The organism is Rhizobium sp. USDA 3886 (assembly GCF_056279785.1).
Window position 1 is genome coordinate 1,922,265 of record NZ_JBWCDC010000001.1, and the last position, 26,405, is coordinate 1,948,669.

A 26,405-nucleotide genomic window follows, 5' to 3' on the forward strand; every position below is an offset into this window, starting at 1 on the left:
ATGCGAGCCGCTCCGAAAAGCACCCAAGTGCGATTTTCTGTTGTTTCAATTTGCCTTTTTCGCCATCAGTCTGAATATGTTGGGATTATTTTCCTGCAGCTTTATACCAGCACACACAAAAGAGCCGGGCCTTGCGGTCCGGCTCTTGCGCTTCGTAGCGTGTCGGGTTTAGCCGCGGCCGCGTTTGCGGCGCTGGCCGAGGCCCATTTCCTTGGCGAGGCGCGAGCGCGCCTCGGCATAGGCGGGAGCGACCATCGGATAATCGGCGGGAAGATCCCATTTCTCGCGGTATTCTTCCGGCGAGAGACTGTGATGGGTCATCAGATGGCGCTTGAGAGACTTGAAGTTGCCGCCGCATTCCAGGCAGGTGATCTGATCGTCCTGTACTGACTTGCGTACCGAAACGGCGGGCTTCTGCTTTTCAATGGTGGCTGCGGCGGGTTGCGGTGCAGACGTGCTGCTCAGTGCGGAATGCACGTCGGAAATCAAATTGGCCAGGTCACTGACCGGGACCACATGATTGCTGACATAAGCCGCTACGATATCGGCCGTCAGTTCTACCAGCAATTCCGGCCCGTTGCCGGTCGCGGTATCCGTCATATTCTGTTTCTCCTGTTCGCATGCGTGGATGACCCTCTTTCGGAGGATCGCCTTCGTAGAGGCAAACAGTAAAAGGCCCAGACAGCGGCATCATGTCCTAAAACGCGAATCCACCCCTAGATTCTTGAGACCGAAACCTGCTCTAATACTGCCTGAATACGAATCACAATCGCCGCATTCTTCGACCACAGCCTTCATTAGACATTCGAAATCAAAGCTAGAGATGGAATAGGCGAAACGATTCTAATTCGAAATCAGAACTCTACTTACACTTCAATTATCACTGTTTTACCGAAAGTCCAATTCTTATTTGTAGTTTTTCTACTTAAAAAACCCAAATCCCCAAGATTTCGTAAGCAAGGGCAAGACTTTAGTTGAGCGCCGCATACGTAACTTGCGTAAAGCGGATCGAATCGCTGACATTTATACTCTCACCGGCCATCCATATCGTCGCGAACCGAGAATTCCCACAACCTATGCGCGGTATCATGCGCAGCCTTGGCCAGCAGGTGCGCGGCGACCGGGGCGGTCAGCAGCAGAAAGACGACGCCTGCAGCGGCGCGTGCAAAGATAGCAAGTTCGCCGGAATAAAGGCCCGCGGAGAGAAGCAACAGACCGGAGCCCACGGGACCCGCCTTGGAGGCTGCATGCATGCGCGAGTAAAGGTCCGGCAGGCGGACGACGCCGATCGCCGCCGCGAGCGCGAAGAAGGCGCCGGCAAGCATCGTGAGGGAGGTCGCGATGGCGAGCGCGTATTCCATCATCTTGGCTTTCTTGTTGTTTTGTCGGGCGTCGGCGCCGCTGCCTGTTCTTCCCCGGCCGGCGGCGGGCCGGTTCTCAGCGCGCCGCGAGACAGGACGAAGCGGGCGAAGGCAACCGTGGCGAGGAAGCCCACCAGCCCCAGCGCGATCGCGATATCGACGTAAAGCGCGAAGCCCGTCTTGACGGCAATCACCGCGATGAAGCCGATGGCGATGCCGGTCAGCGTGTCGAGGCCAAGGATGCGGTCCGGCAGCGTCGGTCCGGTGATCACGCGATAGGCGGTGAGCACGAAGGCAATCCCGAGGATAGCCAGCGTGACTGCAGCGGCAGCCGAGACGATAGCAAGCGGCGCGATCACCGGAAGGCCTCCATGATCTTGCGTTCGAAGCCACTCGCAATGGCGCGCTTCGTCGCCTCAGGGTCGGAGCAGTCGAGCGCGTGCACGTAAAGCGTCCTGCGGTCCTCGGAGACATCGACGGAAAGCGTGCCCGGCGTCAGCGTGATGAGATTGGCGAGCAGCGTGATTTCGAGATCGCGTTCGACCGTCAGGGGGAAGGCGAAGATGCCTGGCCGGATCTCCATCTTCGGCCGCAACACCGTCCTGGCGACGGTCCAGGCCGAGAGCGCCAGTTCCTTCAGGAAAAGCAACGCGAGCGACAGGACGCGGCGCGCGCGGCGAAGATAGCCCTTGCTACCGAAAGGCTCGCGCACGATCGCCAAAGCGATGGCCCCGAGGACGAAGCCGAGGACGAGATTGTGCAGCGAGGCGCTGCCGGAAACAGCGACCCAGGCAATGGCGAGTAGCAGATTGAAGAGGAAGGCGATCAAGGTGCTGCTCCTTCCGGGAAGACGGAATGAATGTAGGCCCCCGGATCGGCAAGGCTCCCGGCGGCTGCCTGCGCCAGCGACAGCAGCTGCTCCGGCAGGATGCCGAAACCGGTGACGAGTGCAGTCAGTGCCAGCAAGGGCAGCGCCGATTGCCAGCCGATCGCGACGGTCTCCGCCGGTGCCGGCGCCGGGCGCCAATAGGCGAGCAGGAAGACGCGGCCGAAGCAGATAGTTGTGAGAAACCCGCCGGTCAAAAGGGCGGCGGCAAGCCACCATGCGCCGATATCGAGCGAGGCCTTGACGAGGATGACCTTCGGCCAGAAGCCGGAAAACGGTGGCAGGCCGCAGGCGGCGAGGAAGAGGATCAGCGAGACGGCGGCAAACCAGCCGCGTTCGCGATAGAGCCCGCCGAGTGCGGTGAGCTGGAAGCTGCCGCCGAGGCGCGCCGCCTGCCCCGCCAAGAGATAGAGCGCCATCATCAGCACGACGGAATGCAGCGCGTAGAAGACCGCACCGCTGACGCCGCCCGGTGTACCGATCGCGATGCCAGCGAGCATGCTGCCTATGCCGGAGATGACGACATAGCCGAGCAAGCGGCGGATATCGGTCTGCGCCAGCGCGCCGAGCGCGCCCAGGATGACGGTTGCGGCGCCGGCGAGCGCGATCATCAGGCTCAGCGCCTCGCGCTCGACGGGCAGCAGCATCACCATAACCCGGATCAGCGCATAGATGCCGACCTTGGTGAGCAGGCCGGCAAAGAGCGCGGAGACGACGATGCGCGGCGTATGATAGGAGGCCGGCAGCCAGAAGTTCACGGGGAAGGCAGCGGCCTTCATGGCGAAGGCGAGCAGGAAGAGGGCCGCCAGCGTCATCAGCGGCGCCGTATCGCGCAGGCCGGCGGCCTGCAGGGCGATATCAGCCATATTGAGCGTGCCGAAGATCGCGTAGAGATAGCCGACGGCGATCAGGAAGAGCGTCGTGCCGATCAGGTTCAGGACAGCATATTTCATCGCGCCGTCGATCTGCTCGCGCTCAGAGCCGAGGATCAGCAGGCCGAAGGACGAGATCAGCAGCACCTCGAACCAGACATAAAGGTTGAAGATGTCGCCGGTGAGAAATGCGCCAGTGACGCCTGCCATAAGGAGCATCAGGAAGGGGAAAAAGCCAAAGCGCCGCCCGCCCGGATCGATGTCGGAGAGCGCATAAAGGCTGCCCGCAAGAGCCGCAATCGCCGCTGCAAGCGCCATCAGCGCGCCGAAGAGATCGACGGTAAAGGCAATGCCGAAGGGCGGCAGCCAGCGCCCCATCACCATCGTGACCGGGCCGCCGTCGATCACCCGTTTGAGGAGCACCGCGTCGATCAGCACGAGGGCCGCAAGGCCGAGAACGGCGATCAGCGCATGCACGCGTACATGGGCGCGCAGCATCAGCATCAGCGCGCCAAGCACGATACAATGCGCAACCGGCAGGATCACAAGCCAGTTGCCCGGGGGGACGGGTGCGGTGAGGAGCGCGGCGGAAAGGTCGGTGGTGATGGGGGCGGCCATTTTAGGGCGCCCCGACTTTTGAACGGAAAACAGCGGCCGCTGTGCCCGCAAAGCCGCCCTCTGCCCTGCCGGGCACCTCCCCCACAGGTGGGGAGATGACAAGCGACGCGCTCCCCATTCCAATGATCGAACTGGCGTTTGCCACCAGCCGATCTCTCCCCTTGTGGGAGAGGTGCCCGGCAGGGCAGAGGGGGCGTATCATCCGCACCATTGTCTTCATCCGCACCATTGTCATCCTCAATATCCCAGCGGCGGAAGCGGCGGATCGTCGGGTTCGGCGATGCGCATCTCGTCGGTATTGTCGGTGCCGATGTCCTGATAGGCGCGGTAGGTCAGCACCAATAGGAAGGCAAAGAAAGAGAAGGAAATGACGATCGCCGTCAGGATGAGGGCCTGCGGCAGCGGGTTGGCGGCATCGGCGGGCAGCGTGTCGAACCCGGCCGGAATGATCGGCGGCACTTCGCGCGTCACGCGGCCGGCGGTGAAGAGCAAGAGGTTCACGGCGTTTCCGAGGATCGCGATGCCGAGCATGATGCGGATGGAGAATTTCGACAGCATCAGGTAGACGGCGGCGGAAAAGAACAGGCCGACGAGGATCGCAAAAAGCGGCTCCATCACTCCACCTCCCTTTCCTCGAGGGCCAGAGCAATGGCGGTGATCGCGCCGACGACGACGAAATAGACGCCGATATCGAAAAGCATGACGGTCGAAAGCGGCACCTCGACGCCGAAGATTGAGGGATAGACCCACAGGCCGGTCATGAAGGGTACGGCAGCGGCAATCGAGATCAGGCCGGCGGCGGTCGACATCATCAGCCCGGCACCGGCGATCGACAGCGGATGAAAGAGGATCGCCCGCCGCACGGCCGGCACGCCGCCCGCGATGCCCAAGATCGCCAGCGCCGAGGCCGCGATCAGCCCGCCAATGAAGCCCCCGCCCGGCTCGTTGTGGCCGCGTAGCAGGATGAAGACCGAAAAGAGCAGCATCAGCGCGACGAGGAAGGGGGCGATGGTGCGGAAGACGAGGGTGTTCATCGGGTGGGCACTCCGCTTGGCGGCGACTGGCGGGCTGGGTTACCTTCTTCCCTCATCAACTCAGTTGATGGGGGACGCAAGGAAAACCGCACCTCATCACCAGCCCTCGCCCTTCGAGGCTGCGCCCTGCGGGCTTGCACCTCAAGATGAGGGTTGATCACCAGCGCCCGCGGCACGGCGCTCATCCCGAGGTGCCCGAAGGCGAAGCTGTAGGGCCTCGAAGGATCACCTCCTCGGACGCCGCCTTGGCGATATGAATGCTGCTGATTGCGTGGCCTTTGCCACCAGCGCCCATCCCATACTCCCCTCATTCCTGTGCTTGTCACAGGAATCCAGCCACGGCGCGTCTGCGCGGTGAATGAATTGCTTTTTGAAGGAGTCTTCCGCGCCCAAGGACTTGGGCGCGCTGGATTCCTGTGACAAACACAGGAATGAGGGCGGTTGAGGGGATGCCGTCTCCAGACAACAGCACTCGGCACAGCAAGCCTGCCGGAATGGAAACCTACGAGGTGGAGACAAAACCTGTTCATTCCGCCTCCACCTTATCCGGATCATGCGCGACCAGTTTCCGCTCGCCGCCGGCCCGCATGCGGATCAGCGCGATGATGGCGAGGCCGGTGATGGCGACAACGGCGATTTCGCCGAGGGTGTCGGTGCCGCGGAAATCGACGATGATGACGTTTACGACATTGGCGCCGTGGGCGATGGTTTTCGAATAGGTGTTGAAGAAATCCGTCAGCGCCGCGTTGAACGGCCCTTCTGTGGCCCTCATCAGCAACAGCGCAAAACCGAGGCCGCAGGCGAGCGCGATGACGCTGTCGCCGAGCCGCTGGCGCAGCGGCCGGGGATCGGTCGGCGACAGGCGAAGCCGCGTCATGACGAGCGCCAGGATGACGACGGACAGCGTCTCGACCATGAACTGGGTGAAGGAGAGATCGGGCGCGCCGAAGAGCAGGAAGATCAGCGCCACGGAAAAACCCTGGATGCCGAGCGAGACGATCGCCGTCAGCCGGTCGCGGGCGGCAAGCACCGCCGCAAGACCGATCACGGCGAGCAGGAAGACCGCCCATTCATGGAGCTGCACGCCGCGCGGCCAGACCGGAAACGATGGCAGTTCGCCGTAAAGCAGCGGCGGCACGAGGAGGATCAAGGCGACGCAGAGGAAGGTAGAGGTCACGTAGATTTCCAGCCGCCCGGGCTGGACGATGCGGGTGACGCGCCAGGCAAGGCGGACGAGCCCGGCAATGAAGCCGTCGAAGGCCCGGTCCGGCCCCGGCCCTGCCGCCTGCAGGAAAGACACCATCAGCGCCCGGGCCTGCTCTATCTTCCAATAGACCGCAATGCCAAAGATCACGGTCAATACGGAAAGCGCAAGCGGAAGGCCGAGATGCGGCATCGGCGTGATCGCAACCGCGATTGCATCGCTCTGGACGGCCGAAGCCATCGGCGACGAGATGTAGTTATGCGTGAAGCCGGAAAAGAGCGCGCCGGCAAGGCCCAGCACCGCCAGAACGCCGGGACCGAGCCAGAGCAGGACGGGCGCCTCGTGCGCATGCTTCGGGGTTTCGGTCGCCCGACCGGTGAAGGGTTTCAGGCCGACCGAAAAGGCGATCGCAAACATCAGCGCATTGCCGAAGATCGCGACTGCGGTGAACACCAGCGAACGCACGTTGCCACCGGCGAGCGCGGCATAGATCTCCTCCTTGGCGAGGAAGCCGAAAAAGGGCGGAAGCCCCCCCATCGAAATCGCCGCGAGGATCGCGATCGCGAATGTCAGCGGCATCGCGCTCATCAGGCCGCCGAGCCTGGTAATGTCGCGGGTGCCCGTCTCATGGTCGAGGATGCCGGCAACCATGAAGAGCGCGCCCTTGAAGAGCGAGTGGGCCACCAGATAAAGCACCGCCGCTTCCACGGCATATTCCGAACCGAAGCCGGTGAGCAGGACGAGAAGGCCGAGCGAGGACACCGTCGTGTAGGCGAGCTTCAGCTTCAGGTCGGCATGGGCAATCGCCAGCGCCGAACCGGCAACGAGCGTCATGCCGCCGAAGAAGGGCAGCAGGATTTCCCAGGCGGATGTCGCGCCCATCACCGGGTTCAGCCGCATCAGGAGATAGACACCGGCCTTCACCATCGTTGCGGAATGCAGGTAGGCGGAAACCGGTGTCGGCGCCTCCATGGCGTTCGGCAGCCAGAAGTGAAACGGAAACTGCGCCGATTTGGTAAAGGCGCCGCACAGCACCAGACCGAGCGCCGCAAGATAGAACGGGCTGCCGCGGACGACGTCGCCGAACGGCGACAGCAGCGACATCTGCGTGACGCCGGTGATGTTCCAGAGAAAGAGCAGACCAGCCAGCAGGCATAGCCCGCCGCCGCCGGTCACCACCAGCGCCTGGAGGGCCGCCCTTCGCGCCGCCCCCCGCTCATGGTCGAAGCCGATCAGCAGGAAGGAGGTGATGGAGGTCAGCTCCCAGAAGATGAAGAGCATCAGGAAACTGTCCGAGACGACGACGCCGAGCATCGCGCCCATGAACAGGAAGATGAAGGAGAAGAAACGGCCCTGCTGCGGATGCCCCCTCAGGTAGCCGCCGGAATAAAGCACGATCAGCGTGCCGATGCCGGTGATCAGCAGCGCGAAAGTGAGCGACAGGCCGTCGAGAAACCAGGAGAAGCTCAGATTGTAGCTCGGCACCCAGATATATCCGCCGGTCACCACCTCGCCGCGGGCGACCTCAGGTGCGAAGTGGAGGAAATGCAGGAACGATAGGAACGGCACGGCCGCCAGCAGCCAGGCGCCGTTCGCGCCGAGCCGGCGAATGACGAAAGGGGAAATAAAGGCGCCGAGAAGCGGCAGGCACAAGGCCAAAAATGTCAGACCAGTGACACCGGCCATGTCCCCTCCTCATTGCCAGAAAATGATGCGTTGGCGCGAACTTAGGGTAATCGGCAAGCGCCCTCAAGCAATTTCGGAGGAGGTTTGGATGAATGATCGGAGGCGGCCCGGTCAGGCCCGGCTGGACTTAGCAGCCGAGGCAAGCATGTGCAGCAGCAGGAACACCACCGTCAGCGGCCAGAGAATGCAGGCGACCGCGCCCGCGAGGCGGGCCAACGTCCAGCCGTCGTGGTTGGCCCAGCCTTCCAGCAAAGTCATCGTCATAAAGAGCGCAGCCACAAGACCATAGGCCCAGGGCAGAACACCGATGAACACGTCCATATCCCCCGCCGGCATCAGCCGCCATGGTTAAGAGTACGTTAACGGCACGGTCGGGGTCAAACCGCCCTTTCGGATTAGCTCTGCCGGCAATTGCGTGCTCAAACGCAAAGCACGACACAGGGCGGGCGCCGCATTCACCGTTCGCTAACCGATTGTTGCGGAAAACTGTGGAGAAAGGCGATCCCTTGTGGCGCATCCGGTTAAGAGATCTATTTCGCCTCAAACACGGCAAAGTTGTTCTAAACGGAGAGGAAAATCATGAAAATCTCATTGGTGACCGTTGCCCTGATTTTGACCACGTCAGCCTTTGCACATGCCGAACAAGTTTGCGGAGACCTGACGAATCAAACGGACATGAACATCTGTGCCGGCAAGGCCTATCAGAAATCGGACACCGAACTGAATGTTCTTTACAAGCAGATCGAGGCGCGGCTGAAGGACGATGCGGATACCAAGAAACTGCTGGTAGCGGCGCAGAAGGCCTGGGTCCGCTTTCGCGATGCGGAGTGCAATTTCTCAAGCTCGACGGTCGCAGGCGGCACTGCATATCCATTTATTTCCAGTACTTGCCTGGACACGATGACCAAAAGCCGCATCGACGATCTCAAGGGGTACTTGAAATGCGAGGAGGGCGACTTGGATTGCCCCGTTCCGGCGGCGAACTGACGAGCGGACCTGTGGCCTGTTCCAGACCAGCGGCAGCGCTCTAACCTGCCTGCCTTGATCCCGCGTGTCCTGCGCCCCACATTCTGGCCAAGACGGGATCGCCTCTCCGGCGCGAAAGGAGCATGCCTGATGTCCGAGACCACGACCGCCAAAGTCCGTAAGACCGATGCAGAATGGAAAGAACAGCTGACGCCGGAGCAATACCGCATCACGCGCCAACACGGCACGGAACGCGCCTTTACCGGCCCCTACTGGGATACTTTCGAGGCCGGCCTCTACCGCTGCGTCGGCTGCAACGCGCCGCTCTTCCGCTCCGATACCAAATTTGACGCCGGCTGCGGCTGGCCGAGCTATTTCGAGCCGGTGTCGCCTGATGCCGTGACCGAGCACCGCGACAGCTCCTACGGCATGGTCCGCACGGAGATCCGCTGCGGCGGATGCGACGCGCATCTCGGCCACGTCTTCCCCGACGGCCCGCCGCCGACCGGCCTGCGCTACTGCATCAACGGCCATTCGATGGTGTTCGAGCCGGGGAAATAGGCGAGGATGCAGGAGGGGGTTACCGCCTGCGTCGACCCTGCTCGCTCTCATCTCTGTGCCTGTGACAGATATCTGGCGGCGGCGCTTCCGCGCCGTTTATGACTCATTTGCCTTGAAGGAAGTCTCCCGCGCCGAAGGACTTGGGCGCGCTGGGTTCCTGTGGCAGGCACAGGAATGAGGGAAGAGTATACGACAGCGCCAGAAGGAAACCTCGTATTTGCCGCAGCCTTCCCTGAGATCCAAGCGCTTGGAATGTTTCCATCAACTGACTTTATGGGGCGGCCGCTCAACACTTTAGATAGCGGACGACGAGCCTCACTTCGGAACCCTGAGTTCCATGCAGGTGAGATCGAGCCAGCGGCCGAACTTGGTGCCGACTTCGGAAAAAGTGCCGGCGGTGCGGAAGCCGAGCTTTTCGTGCAGGCGGATCGAGGCGACGTTTTCCGACTCGATGCCGGCGATCATGACGTGGATGCCGTTCTCTTTGGCCTTCTCGATCAGCGCGTGCATCAGGAGCTTGCCGATGCCGCCGCCGCGGCAGTCCTTGTCGACATAGACCGAGTGCTCGACCGTGTGGCGATAACCGTCGAAGGGCCGCCAATCGCCATAGGAGGCGTAGCCCGCGACCCGCCCTCCCTTTTCCGCGACCAGAATCGGAAAGCCCTTCGCCTTGCGTGCCCTGAACCATTCGGCGCGGTTCTCGAGGTCGACGAGGGTTTCGTTCCAGATCGCCGTCGTATGTTCGACGGCGTCGTTGTAGATGTCGCGGATCGTCGCAAGGTCGGCTTCGGTGGCGTCGCGCACGAGGACGGCGTCGGTCATGTCATGTCCATTCCGGTTCGTTCCGGCTCAAGCGCATACGCCCGGCATCCGGCGATGTAAACCGTGAATTGGTCCGACGAAAGAGCGATCAGAGCCTGGCGGCGCTCATGCTGAAGCAGGTGAGCACTGCCGAGTAATGCACCGCGGCGGCGGCAACCACGAAACCGTGCCAGATGGCGTTCTGGAAGCGCAGCTTTTCCCAGACGTGGAAGATCACGCCCGCCGAATAGATAAACCCGCCTATGAGGATCAGAAGCATCGAGGCGAAGGGAATGCGCGACGAGACCGGTTCGGCAACCAGAATGCCGCTCCAGCCCATGGCGAGATAGAGGAGGATCGCAAGCCTGTCGTAGCGCCCCGGAAAGGCGCATTTCAGGAAAATGCCGGCGGCCGCCATCACCCAGATGGCGATCAGCATGCCGAAGAGCAGCGGGTCGTCGGCACCGCGTTGAAGGAAAGGCGTATAGGTCGCGGCGATCAGGAGGAAGATCGCCGAATGATCGAACCGGCGCAGGTACCATTTGGTGCGCGAGACCGGCCAGGCATTGTAGGAAAAGGAGATGCCGAGCGTCAGCACGAGGCCGACGCCGTAAATCCATGCGGCCGCGATCTCGCCGTAGGAGCTCCAGACCGTCGCATAGAAGATCAGCACGGTCGCGCCGACGAGGGCGAACACCAGGCCGACACCATGCACGATGCCGTCGGCGATCAACTCGTATTTGTCATAAGCCCAGCGAATGCCGTTGAACTCGCCCATCAATGCGTACCCATTCCTCAACAGTGCCAATGCTCTCATCGAACGGGCGGCGGCGCAACAGGCGGCAGCACCGTGCGCGGTAAAACTTCGTAAAACGCTTTAATCCTATCGATCGACTAGCACCGAGCACTTCGCGTGGCGCACCACCCGGTCGGCGGTCGCGCCGATGAAATAGTTCGAGAAATCCGGAACATGCGAGGCGACGATGATGAGGTCGGCGCGGTGCGCCTCTGCGGCGGCGAGGATGCCGTGCGCCGCCGGGCCGCGGCCGATCTCTACCCTTGCCGAGATGCCGGTCCTCAGCCGCAGCTGCTCCAGCTGCGCCCGCCCATCATCGATCGCATTGTCGATCAACTCGGCCGGAAGGTCGACCGCGATATAGGTCGGCACGTCCTGCACGACGTTGAGCAGGATAATCTCGCCGCCGGCATCGAGCAGCGTCGCGGCCTTGCGGAATGCTCTCTCTCCCCTCTCGATCGTGCCCATTTCGACAGGGACGATGATCTTCTTGTACATGCTTTTCCTCCACAGCGGGCTTACCTACCTAAGAAGATAACGCACGCCAGACAGGTTCAAGTGGGCACAAGCGGTCGTCAACATCTGCTCAACGCATTATCTTCAAAAACCGCTCTTCTGTGAACAATCGGAATCCGCCATATAGTATGGAAGTACAGCGGCCCGAAGGGACCTGGAGGCGACATGGACCGGCGACGATTCTCGGGCTTGCTACAGGCAGCGCTTTCACTGCCGCCCATAAGCCTTTCCCATCCATGGCGGGAGATCAATTGATGACGACGGAAACCTCCTATGCGCTGACGCGGCCCGCCTATGTCGACCAGTCGCATCTGGTCGTCACCGACCTGCCGCTGGTCTCGGGCTTCTATCAGTCGATGCTCGGCCTCAAGGTGATCGAGAAGGCGCCAAGCGGCGACGTGCTCGGCGTGAACGGCCTGCCGCTGCTGATGTTGACGACCGACAGCAAAGCGCAGATCGCGCCGCGCAATGCCGCCGGCCTCTTCCACACCGCCTTCCTGATGCCGAACCGCACGGAACTTGCCTGCTGGCTGCGCCATGCGGCGCACAACAATGTCGTGCTCGACGGGGCTTCCGACCATCTCGTCAGCGAGGCCATCTATCTCTCCGATCCCGAAGGCAACGGCATCGAGATCTATGCCGACCGGCCGCACGAGGCTTGGAAATTTCACCAGGACGGACAGGTGGAAATGGCGACGATCCGCCTCGACCTGCAGGCGCTGTACGACAGCGCGCCGGAGGATGCATGGGGCGGCATGGCCGACGGCACCGCGATCGGCCACATCCATCTGCAGGTCGGCGACATTCCGGAAGCCGACGCCTTCTATCGCGACGTCCTCGGCCTGACGCTGATGGCGCGCTACCCCGGCGCAAGCTTCTTTGCGACCGGCGGCTACCATCACCATGTCGCCGCGAACATCTGGAACAGCCGCGGCGCCGGCGCCCGCACCGACGGCATGACCGGCCTTTCCGGCTACACGCTGCACTTCAACGACAAAGCCGCGCTCGACAATGCGGTGGCGGCGCTCGAGCGGCTGGAGATCAAGAACGACAAGCGCGACGGCGGTGTGTTCCTCAAGGATCCCTGGGGCATCGGGCTGACGCTTTCGGCTTGAGGCGACGGTCTCGGCAGTCCCGTTACGCTCGCGCTTCGAACACCATGTTGAACGGCGTTTCCGTCGCGCGGCGGAAATGCGAGAAGCCGGCATCGAGCGCCACTTTCCTGAGCCTCATCTCGCCCGCCTGGGCTCCGAGGCCGAGACCGACCTCCTGCGACAGCGACGCCGGGGTGCAGATCATCGTCGAAGCACCGTAATAAACGCGGCCGATCGGATTGAGGTTGTCCTTCAGATTGTCGTGGGCAAACGGCTCGACGATCAGCCAGGTCCCGCCGGACGCCAGCGTTTCCTTGACATGACGGCCGGCGCCGACGGGGTCTCCCATGTCGTGCAGGCAGTCAAACATCGCGACCATGTCATAACCCTGCGGGGCGAATTCGGCCGCAGTGCCCTGCTGGAAGGCGACACGGTCGGCGACGCCTGCCTCTTCGGCCGTGGCCCTGGCTCGTTCGATCGAGGGCACGTGATAATCGAAACCGAAGAAACGCGAGGCGGGATAGGCTTGCGCCATCAGGATCGTCGAAGCGCCGTGGCCGCAGCCGACATCGGCGACCTTGGCTCCCGCGATGAGTTTGGCTTCAACGCCGTCCAGCGCCGGTATCCAGCTCGAAATCAGATGGGTGTTGTAGCCGGGCCGGAAGAAGCGTTCAGTGCCGCGGAAGAGGCAGGCACTGTGTTCATGCCAGCCGACACCCTGTCCGTTGCGGAAGGCTTCGGCGATCTTCGGCTCGTCCATCCACATGGACTGTGTCACCTGGAAGGCGCCGGCGAAGAAGGCGGGGCTATCCTCCTGCGCAAACACCATCGCCTGCTCGGGCGTGAGATGGAAGCGGTCCGTCCCGTCGTCATAGGTTATGTAATCGGCCGCGGCCATTGCCGAGAGCCATTCGCGGAGATAGCGCTCCTTCAGTCCGGTCTCCTTCGCGAGGCGCGCCACATCCCGCGGCTCGCCGTCCGCTAAAGCCTTGAACAAGCCGAGATCATCGCCGAGCACAACGAGCGCGCCGGAAACCGCGGCTCCGACATCGCCGACCAGCCGTTCGACGAGTCCATCGAGCTTCTTCATATCGGGACCGCGCATGTCACCCTCCATTGCGACGAGGAAAGACCAGCCTCGAGAACTATTCGGAGCCTACCTCGCGGTTGTCAATTTGCCCAAACTGAGTAGCCGTCAGGCAACCTGGCGCCGCCGGAACCAACACGCATTCCGTGCGTTTTCGTTTCGAGTTAATGGGGCTTTCGGGAACATTCCATAAATGCGCTTCGCCAATGGCATCCGGAAACGTGCGAAGAAGATCGCAATCGGCGAGCGGCCGACGAGCGCATGGGAAGAAACGCTGACCACCGCGACGGAAGAAATGCCGCAGGCGCCGGCGCACCGCGTCGAGAAGGACGCGCTCGACGTGAGCATGGCCTGGGCGGTCATCGGCATCTTCGCAATCCTCAGCCTTACCGCCGTCTACCAGATGTCGCTGATCCTCATCCCCGTGACGCTCGCCGTCGTCGTCGGCATGATCCTCGGCATGGCGGCGGAGAAACTGGGCAAGCTCGGCGTGCCGCCGGTCACCAATGCCGTCATCCTTTCCAGCGCCGTTGCGCTGGTGATTCTCCTACTCGCCAATTCGCTTGCCCAACCCTTGACGACGCTGGCCAACGAGGCTCCGGCATTCATCGAACGAACGATCAACCGGATCATGCCCTATCTGGAGCAGATACGCTGGCTGCGCATTACGCCGGCGACCTTTGCGAGCGGGCCGGTGTCGATCGACGCGCTGCTCGAAAACACCGGCAATGTGCTGCATCTGGTGACAACGAACCTGACGCCGGCGCTGGTGCAGGCGCTGATCTTCTTTGCGGCGCTGCTGCTCTTCCTTTCGGGACGCGTCAAGCTGCGCCGGACGATCATCCTGGCCTTCCGGACGCGGCGGCAGCGGCTCGCGGCCATCCGCGTCATCAGCTCCGTCGAGCAGGTGCTCGGTTTCTATTTCGCGACTGCCTCGGTCATCTATGCGGGGCTCGGCGTCGTCATGGCGATGATCGCCTGGGCGGGCGGACTTTCGGCCCCGGTGCTCTGGGGCTTCTTCGCCTTCCTTTCGAGCTTCGTTCCCTATCTCGGCATCACCATGATGACCTTTGCAATCGCGGTCGCGGGCATCCTTACCCATGACGGCATCATCCTCGGCCTTCTGCCATCAGCCGCCTTCTTCGTCGTTCACCTCGTCATGGAAAACCTGGTCTTCCCCGCCGTCATGGGGCGGCGGCTGGAGATCAATCCCTTCATCGTCTTCGTCGCCATCATCTTTTGGACATGGATGTGGGGCGCGGTCGGCGCCATGCTCGCCTTGCCGCTGTCGCTGATCGTCATGACGATCATCGAGGAACTCTTCATCGGGGAAAGGGTGCAGCCGCAATTGCCGAAGTAGTTGGGGGCGGGACGCGTCTCTCCTACTCCTCATTCGTGTGCCTGTCACAGGAATCCAGTGCGCCCAAGTCCTTGGGCACATGGAGACTCATTTGATGTGGGAAGAGAGTTATTCACCGCGCGGACGCGCGGTGGCTGGCATTGGCACAGAGATGAGGGAAAAGGGCAGCGCCCAACAGAGACGTCGTGTTTGCCGCCCCCTCACTGCTATGGAAGTGCCGAGAGTGCTGCCTTCCGATCCCCTCGCTGACTTGATGAGGGGAGCAAGGGGCGCAGGCAGCGCATCAAGCCACGCCCCGGCCCTCAATCATACAAATAATACGTGCTCCACTTTTCCCGCGGCACTTTCTCTCCAATCTCGTACTGCAATTCGCGCACGTTGATGTGCTGCGGGCCGGTGATGCAGGTGTAAGAGAGGTGATACCAGTCGCCGTGGCTGCGGAAAACGGCGCCCGGGGCTTCGAGCTTGTCGTCGCCGGGAATCGGGTCTTTGAAGGTGTAGGCGATCACCTTGTCCGGCTTGAAGCCGGTCTTGTCCTTGTTGATGCGGCTCATCGCCTCGGTGTCGCAGCTCTGTTCGAGGCGGGTGGCGGGATCGAGTTTTTCCAGCTGCTTCTTGATGGCCGGATCGACCGCGAAGGCGGAAGAGGCAAGGCTGACGAGAGACAAAGACAGGACCAGGCATTTCGGCATTACGGGCAAATTCCTCTGCATGCTCATGGCGGAATCCGGCCGGTCCTGGTCCTCAGCCCAAGCCAGAACGAAGCGTAAATTCCGCGCGACGGTAGCGGACTTTGTTAAATAATGTGGTGACATCAAGGCACATGAGGAAAGTTTCGATTTTGCCGCAGGCGTCCCGAGACCTGCCTTGGCGCTTGATCCGGGCCGCCCGCACCTCTATCTCTTTTCCACCCCGCAATTCCGATCCGGAGCTTTTCCTTGTCTGTTTTCAAGAACCTGCCGACCCCGCCTGCCGCCGCCAAGAAGCCCGTTGCAGATACCCGCCACGGCATTACCCGGACGGACGACTATGCCTGGTTGCGCGCCGGCAACTGGCAGGCGATGTTCAAGGATCCGTCGATCCTCGACCCCGAAATCCGCAGGCACCTGGAGGCGGAAAACGCCTATATGAACACGGCGATGGAAGACACCAAGCCGCTGCAGAAGACGCTCTTTGCCGAGATGCGCGGCCGCATCAAGGAAGACGACAGCTCGGTGCCGATGAAGGACGGCGCTCACGCCTACGGCACCTTCTTCGTAACCGGCGGCGAACAGCCGCGCTATTTCCGCATCCCGCGCGACGGCGACGTCAAGGACGAGACGATCCGCACCGTTCTGCTCGACGGCGATGAGGAGGCGATCGGCAAATCCTATTTCCGGCTCGCCGGCCTCGACCACTCCACCGACCACAGCCGCGGCATCTGGGGCTATGACGACAAGGGATCGGAATTCTTCACGCTCAAGGTGCGCAATCTTTCGACCGGCGAGGACATGGCCGACGTGATCGAGAACACCGGCGGCGGCGGAGTCTTCGCACCGGACGGCAGGAGCTTCTTCTATTCGGCGCTCGACGAGAACCACCGGCCCTCCAAGGTGTTCCACCACATCCTCGGCACGCCGCAGAGCGAAGACCGGCTGGTCTACGAGGAACAGGATGCCGGCTTCTTCATGAGCGTCGGCGGCTCGCTGCTCGACGACTTCATCTACATCGACATCCACGACCACGAAACCAGCGAATACCGGCTGCTCTCGACCAAGGACCTGACGGCCCAGCCGAAGCTCGTGGCGAAGCGCGAGACCGGCATCGAGTATACGCTGACGGAAGGCGGCGATGTCTTCTACATCCTCACCAACGACGGCGGCGCCAAGGATTTCAAGATCATGGAAGCGCCGGTTGACAATCCCGGCAAGGAAAACTGGCGCGAGGTCGTATCGCACAAGCCGGGCACGCTGATCATCAATCATATGGCCTATGCCCGCCACCTGCTGTGGCTGGAGCGCAAGGACGGCCTGCCGCAGATCATCGTCCGCGACCGCAAGACCGGCGAGGAACATGCGATCGCCTTTGCCGAGGAAGCCTATTCGCTCGGGCTGCAAGGCGCTGCGGAATACGACACCGACGTCATCCGCTTTTCCTATTCGTCGATGACGACGCCCTCGCAGCTCTACGACTACAACATGGTGACGCGCGAGCGGACGCTGTTGAAGACGCAGGAAGTGCCGTCGGGCCACAATCCGGACGACTACGTCACCCGCCGGGTCTTTGCGCCGGCATGGGACGGCGAAAAGGTGCCGGTTACCCTGCTTTACCGCAAGGACACGCCGCTCGACGGTTCGGCGCCCTGCCTTCTCTATGGCTACGGCGCTTACGGGATCAGCATTCCGGCCGGCTTCAATACCAACTGCCTGTCGCTCGCCGACCGCGGTTTCATCTATGCCATCGCCCATATCCGCGGCGGCAAGGACAAGGGTTTCGCCTGGTACGAGAACGGCAAGATGGCCTTCAAGACCAATACGTTCAAGGACTTCATCGCCGCCGCTGACTATCTGAATCAGCAGAAGTTCACCTCCTACGCGAAGATCGTCGCCGAGGGCGGATCGGCGGGCGGCATGCTGATGGGCGCCATCGCCAACATGGCGCCGGAGAAGTTCGCGGGCATCATCGCCGCCGTTCCCTTCGTCGACGTGCTGAACACCATGCTCGACGACACTCTGCCGCTGACGCCGCCGGAGTGGCCGGAATGGGGCAATCCGATCGAGAGCAAGGAACACTACGAGCAGATCGCCTCCTATTCCCCCTACGACAATATCGGCGAAAAAGCCTATCCGCCGATCCTGGCGCTCGGCGGCCTGACCGACCCGCGCGTCACCTACTGGGAGCCGGCAAAGTGGGTCGCCATGCTCCGCGACAAGACCACAAGCGCGGCGCCGGTCCTGCTCAAGACCAACATGGATGCCGGCCACGGCGGCGCCGCCGGCCGCTTCCAGCGGCTGGAGGAGATCGCGTTTGAGTATGCGTTCGCGATCAAGGTGGCGGGGAAGGTCTGAATTTGCCGCGTGGCGCCCCCTCTGCCCTGCCGGGCATCTCCCCCGCTGAACCGTTTAATGTTTGAGGAAGCCGGCGCAGCCAGCCGATCTCCCCACCTGTGGGGGAGATGCCCGGCAGGGCAGAGGGGCTTGATACAGGCACTTTGAGGAGGACAAAATGCCAGTCTACGTCGCCTTGCTTCGAGCCGTGAATGTCGGCGGCACCGGCACGCTGCCGATGGCGGAGTTGAAGGGCATTTGCGAAGGGCTCGGCTTCGAGCCTGTCCAGACCTACATCCAGAGCGGCAACGTTGTGTTTCTTTCGGATGAAAGCGAAAAGGTAGTCGGCGAAAAGCTCGACGAGGCTCTGGCCAAGAAGTTCGGCAAGAAGCCGGGCGTGATGATCCGCAACCGTAACGAATTGCAGAAGATCGTCGACGAGGCGCCCTTCCCCGATGCCAAGCCGAATTTCCTGCTGGTCAACTTCTTACCCGACATGGCGCCTGCCGACGCTCTGGAGCAGATGGTAGCGCCGGATGGCGAGGAAGCTGTGATTTCCGGCCACGAAATCTACGTGCACTATCCAATCGGCTCCGGCAAATCGAAGCTCAAGCTGCCGGCGCTCAAGGCGGGAACGTCACGGAACCTCAATACCGTGCGCAAGCTCGCCGAGATGGCAGCGGCGATGGAGGATGGCAGTTAGCGCTGCAGCAATCTTTCAAGATCGCGGCGACCATCAAGGACGCGGACGATTTCGATATAGTCAACGGCGTCGCCGTCAGCCACCAGCCTATAAAGAAGAATATAGGGCGCCTCGACCAGCATCCGCGCATCTTCCTGAAGATCGGGACGCCGAGGTCATCACCCGCTGTGGTGTCCATCTGACGTCAACGACCACGGTTGGCCGCTTCCAGTCGATTGCGCGCTTCCTCACGCAGCTTACCGAAATCAAGTGGTTCGCCAGTTTGCGCTTGCTATTTCCTGATCCCACAGCTTTTTCAGAACGGCGGCGTCGCCGAATTCGGCGCCATGCCGCAGCAGCCATTCGTCAAGCGCTTCGGCAAGAATTTCATCGGGCTTTTCATATTCGCCAGATGCAATGAGCCGGCACAGGCTCTCTGCCTGTCGCGAGGTCAGCTCGATATTCAGTTTCTCGTTCAAAGCGTCTGCATCGCCGGTGCCTAAGCCACGCCGTCATCTTCGTTCCGATCCCTAACCTACGCCCTCGACACCTCCGCTGCTGGCTGGAACAGCAGCTTGATGAAGGTTCTGAGCATCAGGATCTGCTCGGCAAGCGTATTCGGTTCCTTGAGCGTCTTCGACAGCACGATGCCGCCCTCCAGGACGGAGGAGACCATGTCGGCGAGTTGGTCGATCTGCACCGGCTCGCGCGGCGTGTAGACGGCCACGATATCTTCGAACATGCCGCGGAAGCGGCGGCGCCAGGCGAGCACCGCGTTCCGGTTCGTCTCCCGGATCTCGCGATCGAAGAGCCGTTCGTAATAGCAGACGGTCGCGACGAGGCAGCCGGGATGGCCGTTCGGCAGATCGGAGAGCAGCTCGGACAGGAGCTTGAGGCCGAGCAAGAAGGATTGCAGCGGATCGTCCACCAGGTCGCGGGCGCGGCTGAAGATTTCGTCGTAGATCCGCTCGTCGTTTTCGATGTAGCGGTTGAGCAGCGCTTTCGCGAGCTCGTTTTTGTCCTTGAAATGATAAAAGAACCCGCTCTTGGTGATGCCGGTCTCGGCAATCAGCTCCTCGATGGAGGTGCCGCCGAAACCTTTCTGGAGCACGGCCGCCTCCGCCACGTCGAGAATGCGGGTTCTCGTTTCCTCGCCCTTGCGCATAAGCCCCTCCTGTACCGCCGGTACAGTTTTCATCGCGGCCCAACGCATCACTCATGCCGCCTCATCCTCCCAACCGATTGATTCAAATCGGCAACCCGGGAAATCGCCACCAGTATACCGCAAGCAGGCTAGTTTAGCAGGCTCTAAAGGAGGAGAAATTTCACCCGGCCGATCGATCCGACCGGTCAAACGAGGGCGGACCCCACAGATGAGCAAATACAGAGACAGACTGCCGCAGTTGAGCGGCGGAACATTCATCACCGACGGCGGCATGGAAACCACGCTGATCTTCCACGAGGGCATGGAGCTTCCGCATTTTGCTTCCTTCGTTCTTCTCGCCTCGCCGGAAGGGCGGCGGAAAATGGCGGAATACTATAGGCGCTATCTCGACATCGCCCGGCGGCACGGCATCGGTTTCGTGCTCGACACGGCGACATGGCGGGCCAATGCCGATTGGGGCAACAGGCTCGGCTATTCGCCGCAAGCGCTGAAGGCTGCAAACGAGGCGGCCGTGGACCTGCTTGTTGAGCTCAGGCGCGAATACGAGCGGCCGCAGATGCCGATCGTCATAAGCGGCGCGATCGGCCCGCGCGGCGACGGCTACAAGGCAGGCGCGACGAGCGCGTCGGAAGCCGAGGACTACCACGGCGAGCAGATTGCGGTTTTCGCCGGGTCGGAAGCCGACATGGTGGCGGCCTTCACGCTCACCAATATCGACGAGGCGATCGGGATTGCCCGCGCGGCCAAGGCGCATCGCATGCCGTCTGCGATCTCCTTCACGGTGGAAACCGATGGCAGGCTGGTGACCGGCCGCAGCATCCAGGATGCGATCGAAACGACGGACACAGCGACCGGCGGCGCGCCGGCCTATTACATGATCAACTGCGCCCACCCGATGCATTTCGAGGCGGCGCTCGATCACGGCAGCGGATGGGTGAAGCGTATTTACGGCATCCGCGCCAATGCCTCGATGATGAGCCATGCCGAGCTCGACGACAGCGAGACGCTGGATGCCGGCGATCCGATCGATCTCGGCAACCGCTACCGGAGGCTGTTGTCGCGGATGCCGCAGCTGCGCGTGCTCGGCGGCTGCTGCGGAACCGATCACCGGCATGTCGCGGCCATCTGCGAAGCATGCCTGCCGCCGCAGGCTGCGAGTGCCTGAGGTGTGTCATGATTACGATTCAGAAATGGCGGCCGAGCCATCTGTTTCATGAAGCAGTTCGCTATGCCTTCAGGCATCACAGGCACAAGCACGAAGCCTTCGACCTGTTCGATGCCGGACTGATGCCTTTCGAGGGTCTCGACGGTCATCTGCTGCGGGACATCGGCATCGGCCCGAACGGGTACCATGCGCATGTCGCAGATCAGCCAGCCGGTCCCGACAAATCGGGGCCGGTGCATGCTCCGTGACCGATGGCGACAGATGTGTCCGCTGCCGTGCGGCTTGCATGCGCAGCGGCGCGGCCCTACCTATGGGCCATGACCTCCGTTCTTGAAAAAACCGCGCCCGTGCGCACCTTTCCATTCGACAACAGCTATGCGCGGTTGCCGCAGCGCTTCTTTGCGCGGCAGGAGCCGTCGCGGGCGGCGGAGCCTTGGCTGATCAAGCTGAACGAGGACCTCGCCACCGAGCTGGGCCTCGACGTCGACTTGCTGAGGCGCGACGGCGCTGCGATTTTTTCCGGCAATCTCCTGCCGGAAGGCGCCGAGCCGCTGGCGATGGCCTATGCCGGGCACCAGTTCGGCGGTTTCGTACCGCTGCTCGGCGATGGGCGGGCAATCCTGCTCGGCGAGGTGATCGACAGGAACGGCAAGCGGCGGGACATCCAGCTGAAGGGCGCCGGACAGACGCCGTTCTCGCGCCGCGGCGACGGGCGCGCCGCACTCGGGCCGGTGCTTCGCGAATATATTGTCAGCGAGGCGATGCATGCGCTCGGCATTCCGGCGACGCGAGCGCTGGCGGCGGCTTCGACCGGGCAGCCGGTCTACCGCGAGGAAGTGCTGCCGGGTGCCGTTTTCACCCGCGTCGCGGCAAGCCATATCCGCGTCGGCACCTTTCAGTTCTTCGCCGCCCGCGGCGACGCAGAAGGCATCAAGGCGCTCGCCGACTACGTGCTCGAGCGGCATTATCCGGAGCTGAGGACCGCAGAAAACCCCTATCTCGCACTCTACGAGACGGTCTGCGAACGGCAGGCGGCGCTGATTGCCCGCTGGCTGCATGTCGGCTTCATCCACGGCGTGATGAATACCGACAACATGTCGGTTTCCGGCGAGACGATCGATTTTGGGCCTTGCGCCTTCATGGATGCCTATGATCCGGCAACCGTGTTCTCCTCGATCGACCATCACGGCCGCTATGCCTATGCCAACCAGCCCGGCATCGGCCAGTGGAATCTCGCCCGCCTCGGCGAGACGCTGCTGCCGCTCTTCGATGCTGATCAGGACAAGGCTGTCGAGCGCGCGAACGACGTCATTACGGGCTATGGAAAGCGGTTCCAGGCGCATTGGCTTGCCGGCATGCGGCGCAAGATCGGGCTTGCCTCGGAGGAAGACGGCGATCTGGAACTGATCCAATCGCTACTGGCGCTGATGGAGGCCGGAAAAGCCGACTTCACGCTGGCCTTCCGGCGCCTCTCAGCGCTCGCGGGCGACGCGATGGAGGAAGCGGCCTTTACCGCAAGCTTCCGCGAGCCGGAGGCCTGCGGCGAATGGCTCACGCGCTGGCGGGAACGGCTTTCGCGCGATCCACAATCGCCAGCCGAGCGTGCTGACGCGATGCGCAAGGTCAATCCCGCCTTCATCCCGCGCAATCACCGCATCGAACAGGCAATCATTGCCGCGACCGAGGACGGAGACTTCTCCTTGTTCGAAGCGCTGCTGACGGTTCTTTCCAAGCCTTACGAGGACCAACCGATGTTTGCGGCCCACATGGAGCCGCCGAAGCCGGAAGAGCGGGTGCTGCAGACGTTTTGCGGGACGTGATACTCGTCAGATCGGCCGCGACATGAAGACCTCGGTGTGTGCAATGCTGTCCGGCATCTGGCGGAACGGCGGGCAGCGGGTGAAGCCGAAGGCCTCGTAGACCGAGATCGCGTTTCCCATATAAACCGTCGTGTGAGCCACGATTGCGCGGCGATGGCCTTTTTCAACTTCAGCCAGGACCGCTCGCATCAGCGCACTGCCGATGCCCTTGCCGCGGAATTCGGGATCGACATAGAACTTGCGAATCTCAATGGTTGCGTCATCGAATGGAGCAAAGGCCAGGCATCCCGCAGGCGCGCCTTCGCATCTGGCGATAAACATCATGGCATCCGCCACACTGTATTTTGCTGCCAGGCTACTGTTGGTTTCGCCGTGGTACATGGCCAGCACTTCTTCCGGAGCAACGCCGTAGGCCTGCACCTCGGCTGCATCCCATGCCGCGAGCGCATCGCAGAATCCCGCGGCAATCTCAAAATCGGCCGCGCCAACCGCCTTGGAAACAGAAATCATCCCGTGATCCCCAGCATCCGATGATGCGATTGCGTATCACGGCTGTATATTTCTTGCGAGCGGGGTCGCGCGCTTCACGCTGAACGGAAGGTGCCGAAGAAGCGATACGACAGGCGTTTTTGAGAAACGTGAGTGCCACTCATCTTCCTCATCGAGTCGGCTGATGGGGGACGCGTGGAAACCGTACACCTTCATCACCCGCCCTCGCCCTTCGAGGCGGCGCCCACGGGCTTGCACCTCAGGGTGAGGGCTGATCGCCAGCGCCCGCGGCACCTCGCTCATCCTGAGCTGCCAGAAGGCGAAGCCGCAGCGCCTCGAAGGATCATCCCACTCGCGCGACGTTTACCGCAACATGGCATCCACGCCATCCTGCGCCAATTGTGGCCATTGAACGGTAGCCCCTTCGCCCTAAGTCGCTGATTCGGCGGAATTGTCCGAATCCCCCCATGCCCAGCTCATCTCAGCGGGAGACCGGCCTTATGGCGATCGTCATTACTTCCATCCTTTTTCTCATCATCGGACTGGCACTCGGCGGCGGCGGGCTTTGGCTCGTGGTGCTCGGCGGCAGCGTTTTTTATCTGTTTGCAGGCTTGATGTTTCTCATTACCGCAGCGCTGCTTTTCATGCGCAGGGCCGCGGCGCTCTGGGTCTACGCGGTGCTGGTGCTCGTGGCGCTGATCTGGGCCGTATGGGAAGCCGGTTTCGACTGGTGGCAGCTCGGGCCGCGCGGCGGCTTGATCATTCTGCTCGGGCTTTGGCTATTGACGCCGTGGATCCGAAGGCCGCTCGGGTTTTCGAGCCCGAGCGGCCTTCCGTACCCCGCCAATCCCTGGCCGCTTGCCGTGCCGGTGATCATCGCCATTCTCGTTGCCGGCTATTCAATGACGACCGATCCGCATGATCTTGCCGGCGAGTTGCCCGATGAGGTCGTGGCGGCTGCGCCGCCCTTCGGCGGCAATGTGCCAGACGGCGAGTGGCATCAATATGGCCGCACGCCTTTCGGCCAGCGCTATTCGCCGCTCGACCAGATCAACAAGGACAACGTGAAGGATTTGAAGGTCGCCTGGGAGTACCAGACCGGCGACGTCAAGCGGCCCGACGATATCGGCGAGACGACCTATCAGGTGACGCCGCTCAAGGTCGGCGACACGCTCTACCTCTGCACGCCGCACAACTGGGCGATCGCGCTCGACGCCAAGACAGGCCAGGAGAAATGGAAATACGACGCCAATTCCGGCATGAACCCGGACCGGCAGCACCAGACCTGCCGTGGCGTGACCTATTATGCCGATCCAGCGACCCCAGCCGCACAGCCCTGCGCCGCGCGGGTCTATCTGCCGACGTCCGATGCGCGGCTGATAGCGCTCGATGCCGCCGACGGAAAAGTCTGCGAGAGCTTCGCCGACAAGGGCGTCCTGCATCTCGAAACCGGCATGAAATATAATCCCGCCGGCTATTACTACTCCACCTCGCCGCCGGTCGCCGTCGCGGGCAAGCTCATCATCGGTGGGGCGGTCAACGACAACTATTCGACGCAGGAGCAATCCGGCGTCATCCGCGCCTTCGACATCAATACGGGCGCGCTCATCTGGAACTGGGATTCGGGCAATCCTGACCAGACCGCACCCCTGCCCGAAGGTCAGACCTATGTCACCAACTCGCCGAACAGCTGGTCCGTCTTCAGCGTCGATGAAGGGTTGGGGGCGGTCTATATCCCGCTCGGCAATCAGGTGCCGGACCAGCTCGGCATGAACCGCAGCGCCAATGTCGAGAAGTTCTCCTCCTCGGTCATCGCGCTCGACATCAATACTGGCCAGCTGAAATGGGTGCAGCAATTCGTCCATCACGACCTCTGGGACATGGACGTGCCGGCGCAGCCCGTGCTTTTCGACATGACGAAACCCGACGGTAGTGTCGTTCCGGCTCTCGTCGCCCCGACGAAGCAGGGCGATATCTACGTTCTCGACCGGCGCACCGGCCAGGCGATCATTCCCTTCAAGGAAATCCCGGCACCGGGCGGTGCGATCGCCGAGGACCATGCGGCGCCGACCCAGCCGATCTCCGACCTCACCTTCTCGCCCGATCCGCTGCAGGAGAAGGACATGTGGGGGGTCACGCTCATCGACCAGCTCGCCTGCCGCATCGCCCTGCACCGCTACAAATACGAGGGCCGCTATACGCCTCCCTCGGTGGAGGGCACGATAGTCTTTCCGGGCAATTTCGGCACCTTCAACTGGGGCAGCGTCGCGGTCGATCCGGAGCGGCAGATCATGTTTGGCATGCCGACCTATCTCGCCTTTACCTCGAGGCTCGTTCCCGCGGCCGAAATCCCGCCGAAGGGGCAGGATGAAAAAGGCAGCGAACAAGGCCTGAACCGCAATGACGGAGCGCCCTACGGCGTCTTCATGGGGCCGTTCCTCGGCCCGCTGCAAATCCCTTGCCAGGCGCCACCATGGGGCTATGTCGCGGGCGTCGATCTCAGGACCGGCAAGATCGCCTTTATGCACAAGAACGGCACCGTGCGCGACATGACGCCGTTGCCGCTGCCCTTCAAGCTCGGCGTGCCGGGCATCGGCGGGCCGATACTCACCAAGGGCGGGGTCGCCTTCCTGGGCGCTGCCGTCGACAACTACCTGCGCGCCTATGACGCCACCAACGGCAACCAGCTGTGGGAAGCGCGGCTTCCGGCCGGCGGTCAGGCGACGCCGATGACCTATACAACCAGCGACAACAAGCAATATGTCGTCATGGTTGCCGGCGGACACGGGTCGGTGGGGACGAAGCCGGGGGATTACGTGATCGCCTATACGCTGCCGTAGGCGTTATGGGCGGCCGCTGGAGAGCAGTCGTCATAGAGACTGTCGATGAATTCTTTTCCGGCAGGCTTTGCCAAACCCGGGTTGCCGCGCTCCCGAAGCTTGCGGCAAAAGTCCGCTCCACGCTCCACCAGCGAGAGAACAGCGCCTTCCTACTCAAGCTCGCGCAGCAGTCTTGCTTTTCTTATTCAAGCCGGCGAGTCGTTCTGCCAGTTCGTCCACTTCACGATCTTCGACGTGGAGAGCCAATGGGAAGTCCTCTTCCAATACCCCAATATTATAAGTGGGATATCCCTTCGTCACGCTACTGCGCCAATTCGCTAACCAGCCGGTGCAAGTTCGCAAAATGATTCAAGACGATGCGGCGTAGATTCATATC

General features: G+C 62.1%; 27 protein-coding genes and 1 pseudogene. 10 read left to right on the forward strand and 18 right to left on the reverse strand.

The window, feature by feature from the left end; translation table 11 throughout:
• Positions 1-168 precede the first annotated feature (168 nt).
• The 9 genes and pseudogenes from ACZ9BX_RS10015 to ACZ9BX_RS10055 all read right to left on the reverse strand — a co-directional run.
• A complete protein-coding gene (locus tag ACZ9BX_RS10015; protein ID WP_132559880.1) occupies positions 169-600 on the reverse strand; it encodes a Ros/MucR family transcriptional regulator in 432 nt (143 codons plus the stop codon).
• 431 nt (positions 601-1,031) lie between these two features.
• Complete coding sequence (gene mnhG, locus ACZ9BX_RS10020; protein ID WP_476217544.1) at positions 1,032-1,364, reverse strand: monovalent cation/H(+) antiporter subunit G; 333 nt, start codon at positions 1,362-1,364, stop codon at positions 1,032-1,034.
• Complete coding sequence (locus ACZ9BX_RS10025) at positions 1,361-1,717, reverse strand: cation:proton antiporter (protein ID WP_476219963.1); 357 nt, start codon at positions 1,715-1,717, stop codon at positions 1,361-1,363. Before ACZ9BX_RS10025 ends, mnhG begins: the two co-directional genes overlap by 4 nt.
• On the reverse strand, positions 1,717-2,190 hold the full coding sequence (locus ACZ9BX_RS10030; protein ID WP_027507550.1) for a Na+/H+ antiporter subunit E: 474 nt from the start codon (positions 2,188-2,190) through the stop codon (positions 1,717-1,719). The genes ACZ9BX_RS10025 and ACZ9BX_RS10030 overlap by 1 nt, the downstream gene beginning before the upstream one ends.
• Positions 2,187-3,737: a Na+/H+ antiporter subunit D gene (locus ACZ9BX_RS10035; protein ID WP_476217547.1), complete on the reverse strand. Its 1,551-nt coding sequence runs from the start codon at positions 3,735-3,737 to the stop codon at positions 2,187-2,189. The genes ACZ9BX_RS10030 and ACZ9BX_RS10035 overlap by 4 nt, the downstream gene beginning before the upstream one ends.
• A 237-nt stretch (positions 3,738-3,974) precedes the next feature.
• Positions 3,975-4,352, reverse strand: coding sequence for a Na+/H+ antiporter subunit C (locus tag ACZ9BX_RS10040; protein WP_476217548.1), 378 nt, complete (start codon positions 4,350-4,352; stop codon positions 3,975-3,977).
• On the reverse strand, positions 4,352-4,771 hold the full coding sequence (locus ACZ9BX_RS10045) for a Na(+)/H(+) antiporter subunit B (protein WP_027507553.1): 420 nt from the start codon (positions 4,769-4,771) through the stop codon (positions 4,352-4,354). Before ACZ9BX_RS10045 ends, ACZ9BX_RS10040 begins: the two co-directional genes overlap by 1 nt.
• Before the next feature lie 526 nt (positions 4,772-5,297).
• Entirely contained in the window at positions 5,298-7,661 is a 2,364-nt protein-coding gene (locus tag ACZ9BX_RS10050) for a putative monovalent cation/H+ antiporter subunit A (protein WP_476217551.1), read from the reverse strand.
• A gap of 125 nt (positions 7,662-7,786) precedes the next feature.
• Positions 7,787-7,982, reverse strand: a pseudogene (locus ACZ9BX_RS10055) (hypothetical protein); the annotation flags it as partial.
• A 258-nt stretch (positions 7,983-8,240) separates the two neighbouring features.
• Between ACZ9BX_RS10055 and ACZ9BX_RS10060 the strand changes: the two are divergent.
• Entirely contained in the window at positions 8,241-8,648 is a 408-nt protein-coding gene (locus ACZ9BX_RS10060) for a lysozyme inhibitor LprI family protein (RefSeq protein ID WP_476217553.1), read from the forward strand.
• 129 nt (positions 8,649-8,777) lie between these two features.
• The gene (gene msrB, locus ACZ9BX_RS10065; RefSeq protein WP_476217555.1) at positions 8,778-9,188 is read left to right on the forward strand and encodes a peptide-methionine (R)-S-oxide reductase MsrB; all 411 of its coding nucleotides are present in this window, start codon (positions 8,778-8,780) and stop codon (positions 9,186-9,188) included.
• Positions 9,189-9,503: 315 nt separating this feature from the next.
• Here msrB and ACZ9BX_RS10070 read toward each other — a convergent pair whose 3' ends face one another.
• The 3 genes from ACZ9BX_RS10070 to ACZ9BX_RS10080 form a co-directional block, all read right to left on the reverse strand.
• Positions 9,504-10,010, reverse strand: a complete 507-nt coding sequence (locus ACZ9BX_RS10070; RefSeq protein ID WP_476217557.1) for an N-acetyltransferase family protein — start codon at positions 10,008-10,010, stop codon at positions 9,504-9,506.
• Positions 10,011-10,098: 88 nt separating this feature from the next.
• Entirely contained in the window at positions 10,099-10,767 is a 669-nt protein-coding gene (gene trhA / locus ACZ9BX_RS10075) for a PAQR family membrane homeostasis protein TrhA (RefSeq protein ID WP_027507559.1), read from the reverse strand.
• Between the two features lie 105 nt (positions 10,768-10,872).
• Positions 10,873-11,283, reverse strand: a complete 411-nt coding sequence (locus tag ACZ9BX_RS10080) for a universal stress protein (protein ID WP_476217560.1) — start codon at positions 11,281-11,283, stop codon at positions 10,873-10,875.
• 272 nt (positions 11,284-11,555) lie between these two features.
• On the opposite strand from ACZ9BX_RS10080, the gene ACZ9BX_RS10085 reads away from it, so the two are divergent.
• Positions 11,556-12,416, forward strand: a complete 861-nt coding sequence (locus tag ACZ9BX_RS10085) for a VOC family protein (protein ID WP_476217562.1) — start codon at positions 11,556-11,558, stop codon at positions 12,414-12,416.
• 22 nt (positions 12,417-12,438) lie between these two features.
• Here ACZ9BX_RS10085 and ACZ9BX_RS10090 read toward each other — a convergent pair whose 3' ends face one another.
• Entirely contained in the window at positions 12,439-13,500 is a 1,062-nt protein-coding gene (locus ACZ9BX_RS10090; protein ID WP_476217564.1) for a class I SAM-dependent methyltransferase, read from the reverse strand.
• A gap of 175 nt (positions 13,501-13,675) precedes the next feature.
• Between ACZ9BX_RS10090 and ACZ9BX_RS10095 the strand changes: the two genes are divergently transcribed.
• Entirely contained in the window at positions 13,676-14,842 is a 1,167-nt protein-coding gene (locus ACZ9BX_RS10095; protein ID WP_476217565.1) for an AI-2E family transporter, read from the forward strand.
• Between the two features lie 302 nt (positions 14,843-15,144).
• Here ACZ9BX_RS10095 and ACZ9BX_RS10100 read toward each other — a convergent pair whose 3' ends face one another.
• Entirely contained in the window at positions 15,145-15,534 is a 390-nt protein-coding gene (locus ACZ9BX_RS10100; RefSeq protein WP_027507564.1) for a DUF930 domain-containing protein, read from the reverse strand.
• 246 nt (positions 15,535-15,780) lie between these two features.
• On the opposite strand from ACZ9BX_RS10100, the gene ACZ9BX_RS10105 reads away from it, so the two are divergent.
• Complete coding sequence (locus ACZ9BX_RS10105) at positions 15,781-17,889, forward strand: S9 family peptidase (protein ID WP_476217567.1); 2,109 nt, start codon at positions 15,781-15,783, stop codon at positions 17,887-17,889.
• A 157-nt stretch (positions 17,890-18,046) separates the two neighbouring features.
• Entirely contained in the window at positions 18,047-18,571 is a 525-nt protein-coding gene (locus tag ACZ9BX_RS10110) for a DUF1697 domain-containing protein (protein WP_476217569.1), read from the forward strand.
• Here the strand turns inward: ACZ9BX_RS10110 and ACZ9BX_RS10115 are convergent.
• From ACZ9BX_RS10115 to ACZ9BX_RS10125, 3 genes are all read right to left on the reverse strand, one after another.
• Entirely contained in the window at positions 18,568-18,693 is a 126-nt protein-coding gene (locus tag ACZ9BX_RS10115; RefSeq protein WP_476217571.1) for a hypothetical protein, read from the reverse strand. The two genes, ACZ9BX_RS10110 and ACZ9BX_RS10115, sit on opposite strands and share 4 nt — an antisense overlap.
• 123 nt (positions 18,694-18,816) lie before the next feature.
• Positions 18,817-19,029 carry a hypothetical protein gene (locus ACZ9BX_RS10120; RefSeq protein WP_476217572.1) on the reverse strand — a complete coding sequence of 71 codons (213 nt, stop codon included), beginning with the start codon at positions 19,027-19,029 and terminating at the stop codon, positions 18,817-18,819.
• Between the two features lie 56 nt (positions 19,030-19,085).
• Positions 19,086-19,715, reverse strand: a complete 630-nt coding sequence (locus ACZ9BX_RS10125) for a TetR/AcrR family transcriptional regulator (protein WP_476217574.1) — start codon at positions 19,713-19,715, stop codon at positions 19,086-19,088.
• Between the two features lie 208 nt (positions 19,716-19,923).
• On the opposite strand from ACZ9BX_RS10125, the gene ACZ9BX_RS10130 reads away from it, so the two are divergent.
• From ACZ9BX_RS10130 to ACZ9BX_RS10140, 3 genes are all read left to right on the forward strand, one after another.
• Positions 19,924-20,880 carry a homocysteine S-methyltransferase family protein gene (locus ACZ9BX_RS10130; protein ID WP_476217576.1) on the forward strand — a complete coding sequence of 319 codons (957 nt, stop codon included), beginning with the start codon at positions 19,924-19,926 and terminating at the stop codon, positions 20,878-20,880.
• 8 nt (positions 20,881-20,888) lie between these two features.
• Positions 20,889-21,128: a hypothetical protein gene (locus ACZ9BX_RS10135; RefSeq protein ID WP_476217578.1), complete on the forward strand. Its 240-nt coding sequence runs from the start codon at positions 20,889-20,891 to the stop codon at positions 21,126-21,128.
• A gap of 69 nt (positions 21,129-21,197) precedes the next feature.
• Positions 21,198-22,700 carry a protein adenylyltransferase SelO gene (locus ACZ9BX_RS10140; protein ID WP_476219965.1) on the forward strand — a complete coding sequence of 501 codons (1,503 nt, stop codon included), beginning with the start codon at positions 21,198-21,200 and terminating at the stop codon, positions 22,698-22,700.
• Between the two features lie 6 nt (positions 22,701-22,706).
• Here the strand turns inward: ACZ9BX_RS10140 and ACZ9BX_RS10145 are convergent, their stop codons facing one another.
• A complete protein-coding gene (locus tag ACZ9BX_RS10145) occupies positions 22,707-23,210 on the reverse strand; it encodes a GNAT family N-acetyltransferase (protein WP_476217580.1) in 504 nt (167 codons plus the stop codon).
• 479 nt (positions 23,211-23,689) lie between these two features.
• Between ACZ9BX_RS10145 and ACZ9BX_RS10150 the strand changes: the two genes are divergently transcribed.
• Positions 23,690-26,029: a glucose/quinate/shikimate family membrane-bound PQQ-dependent dehydrogenase gene (locus ACZ9BX_RS10150; RefSeq protein ID WP_476217582.1), complete on the forward strand. Its 2,340-nt coding sequence runs from the start codon at positions 23,690-23,692 to the stop codon at positions 26,027-26,029.
• Positions 26,030-26,405: the final 376 nt, after the last annotated feature.

Bases quoted from the DNA above. Each gene is read 5' to 3' on its own strand.
- ACZ9BX_RS10015 (WP_132559880.1), bottom strand. From the start codon at position 600: ATGACGGATACCGCGACCGGCAACGGGCCGGAATTGCTGGTAGAACTG.
- mnhG (WP_476217544.1), bottom strand. From the start codon at position 1,364: ATGATGGAATACGCGCTCGCCATCGCGACCTCCCTCACGATGCTTGCC.
- ACZ9BX_RS10035 (WP_476217547.1), bottom strand. From the start codon at position 3,737: ATGGCCGCCCCCATCACCACCGACCTTTCCGCCGCGCTCCTCACCGCA.
- ACZ9BX_RS10040 (WP_476217548.1), bottom strand. From the start codon at position 4,352: ATGGAGCCGCTTTTTGCGATCCTCGTCGGCCTGTTCTTTTCCGCCGCC.
- ACZ9BX_RS10045 (WP_027507553.1), bottom strand. From the start codon at position 4,771: ATGAACACCCTCGTCTTCCGCACCATCGCCCCCTTCCTCGTCGCGCTG.
- ACZ9BX_RS10050 (WP_476217551.1), bottom strand. From the start codon at position 7,661: ATGGCCGGTGTCACTGGTCTGACATTTTTGGCCTTGTGCCTGCCGCTT.
- ACZ9BX_RS10060 (WP_476217553.1), top strand. From the start codon at position 8,241: ATGAAAATCTCATTGGTGACCGTTGCCCTGATTTTGACCACGTCAGCC.
- msrB (WP_476217555.1), top strand. From the start codon at position 8,778: ATGTCCGAGACCACGACCGCCAAAGTCCGTAAGACCGATGCAGAATGG.
- ACZ9BX_RS10070 (WP_476217557.1), bottom strand. From the start codon at position 10,010: ATGACCGACGCCGTCCTCGTGCGCGACGCCACCGAAGCCGACCTTGCG.
- trhA (WP_027507559.1), bottom strand. From the start codon at position 10,767: ATGGGCGAGTTCAACGGCATTCGCTGGGCTTATGACAAATACGAGTTG.
- ACZ9BX_RS10080 (WP_476217560.1), bottom strand. From the start codon at position 11,283: ATGTACAAGAAGATCATCGTCCCTGTCGAAATGGGCACGATCGAGAGG.
- ACZ9BX_RS10085 (WP_476217562.1), top strand. From the start codon at position 11,556: ATGACGACGGAAACCTCCTATGCGCTGACGCGGCCCGCCTATGTCGAC.
- ACZ9BX_RS10090 (WP_476217564.1), bottom strand. From the start codon at position 13,500: ATGCGCGGTCCCGATATGAAGAAGCTCGATGGACTCGTCGAACGGCTG.
- ACZ9BX_RS10095 (WP_476217565.1), top strand. From the start codon at position 13,676: ATGCGCTTCGCCAATGGCATCCGGAAACGTGCGAAGAAGATCGCAATC.
- ACZ9BX_RS10100 (WP_027507564.1), bottom strand. From the start codon at position 15,534: ATGCCGAAATGCCTGGTCCTGTCTTTGTCTCTCGTCAGCCTTGCCTCT.
- ACZ9BX_RS10110 (WP_476217569.1), top strand. From the start codon at position 18,047: ATGCCAGTCTACGTCGCCTTGCTTCGAGCCGTGAATGTCGGCGGCACC.
- ACZ9BX_RS10115 (WP_476217571.1), bottom strand. From the start codon at position 18,693: ATGCTGGTCGAGGCGCCCTATATTCTTCTTTATAGGCTGGTGGCTGAC.
- ACZ9BX_RS10125 (WP_476217574.1), bottom strand. From the start codon at position 19,715: ATGCGCAAGGGCGAGGAAACGAGAACCCGCATTCTCGACGTGGCGGAG.
- ACZ9BX_RS10130 (WP_476217576.1), top strand. From the start codon at position 19,924: ATGAGCAAATACAGAGACAGACTGCCGCAGTTGAGCGGCGGAACATTC.
- ACZ9BX_RS10135 (WP_476217578.1), top strand. From the start codon at position 20,889: ATGATTACGATTCAGAAATGGCGGCCGAGCCATCTGTTTCATGAAGCA.
- ACZ9BX_RS10140 (WP_476219965.1), top strand. From the start codon at position 21,198: ATGACCTCCGTTCTTGAAAAAACCGCGCCCGTGCGCACCTTTCCATTC.
- ACZ9BX_RS10145 (WP_476217580.1), bottom strand. From the start codon at position 23,210: ATGATTTCTGTTTCCAAGGCGGTTGGCGCGGCCGATTTTGAGATTGCC.
- ACZ9BX_RS10150 (WP_476217582.1), top strand. From the start codon at position 23,690: ATGGCGATCGTCATTACTTCCATCCTTTTTCTCATCATCGGACTGGCA.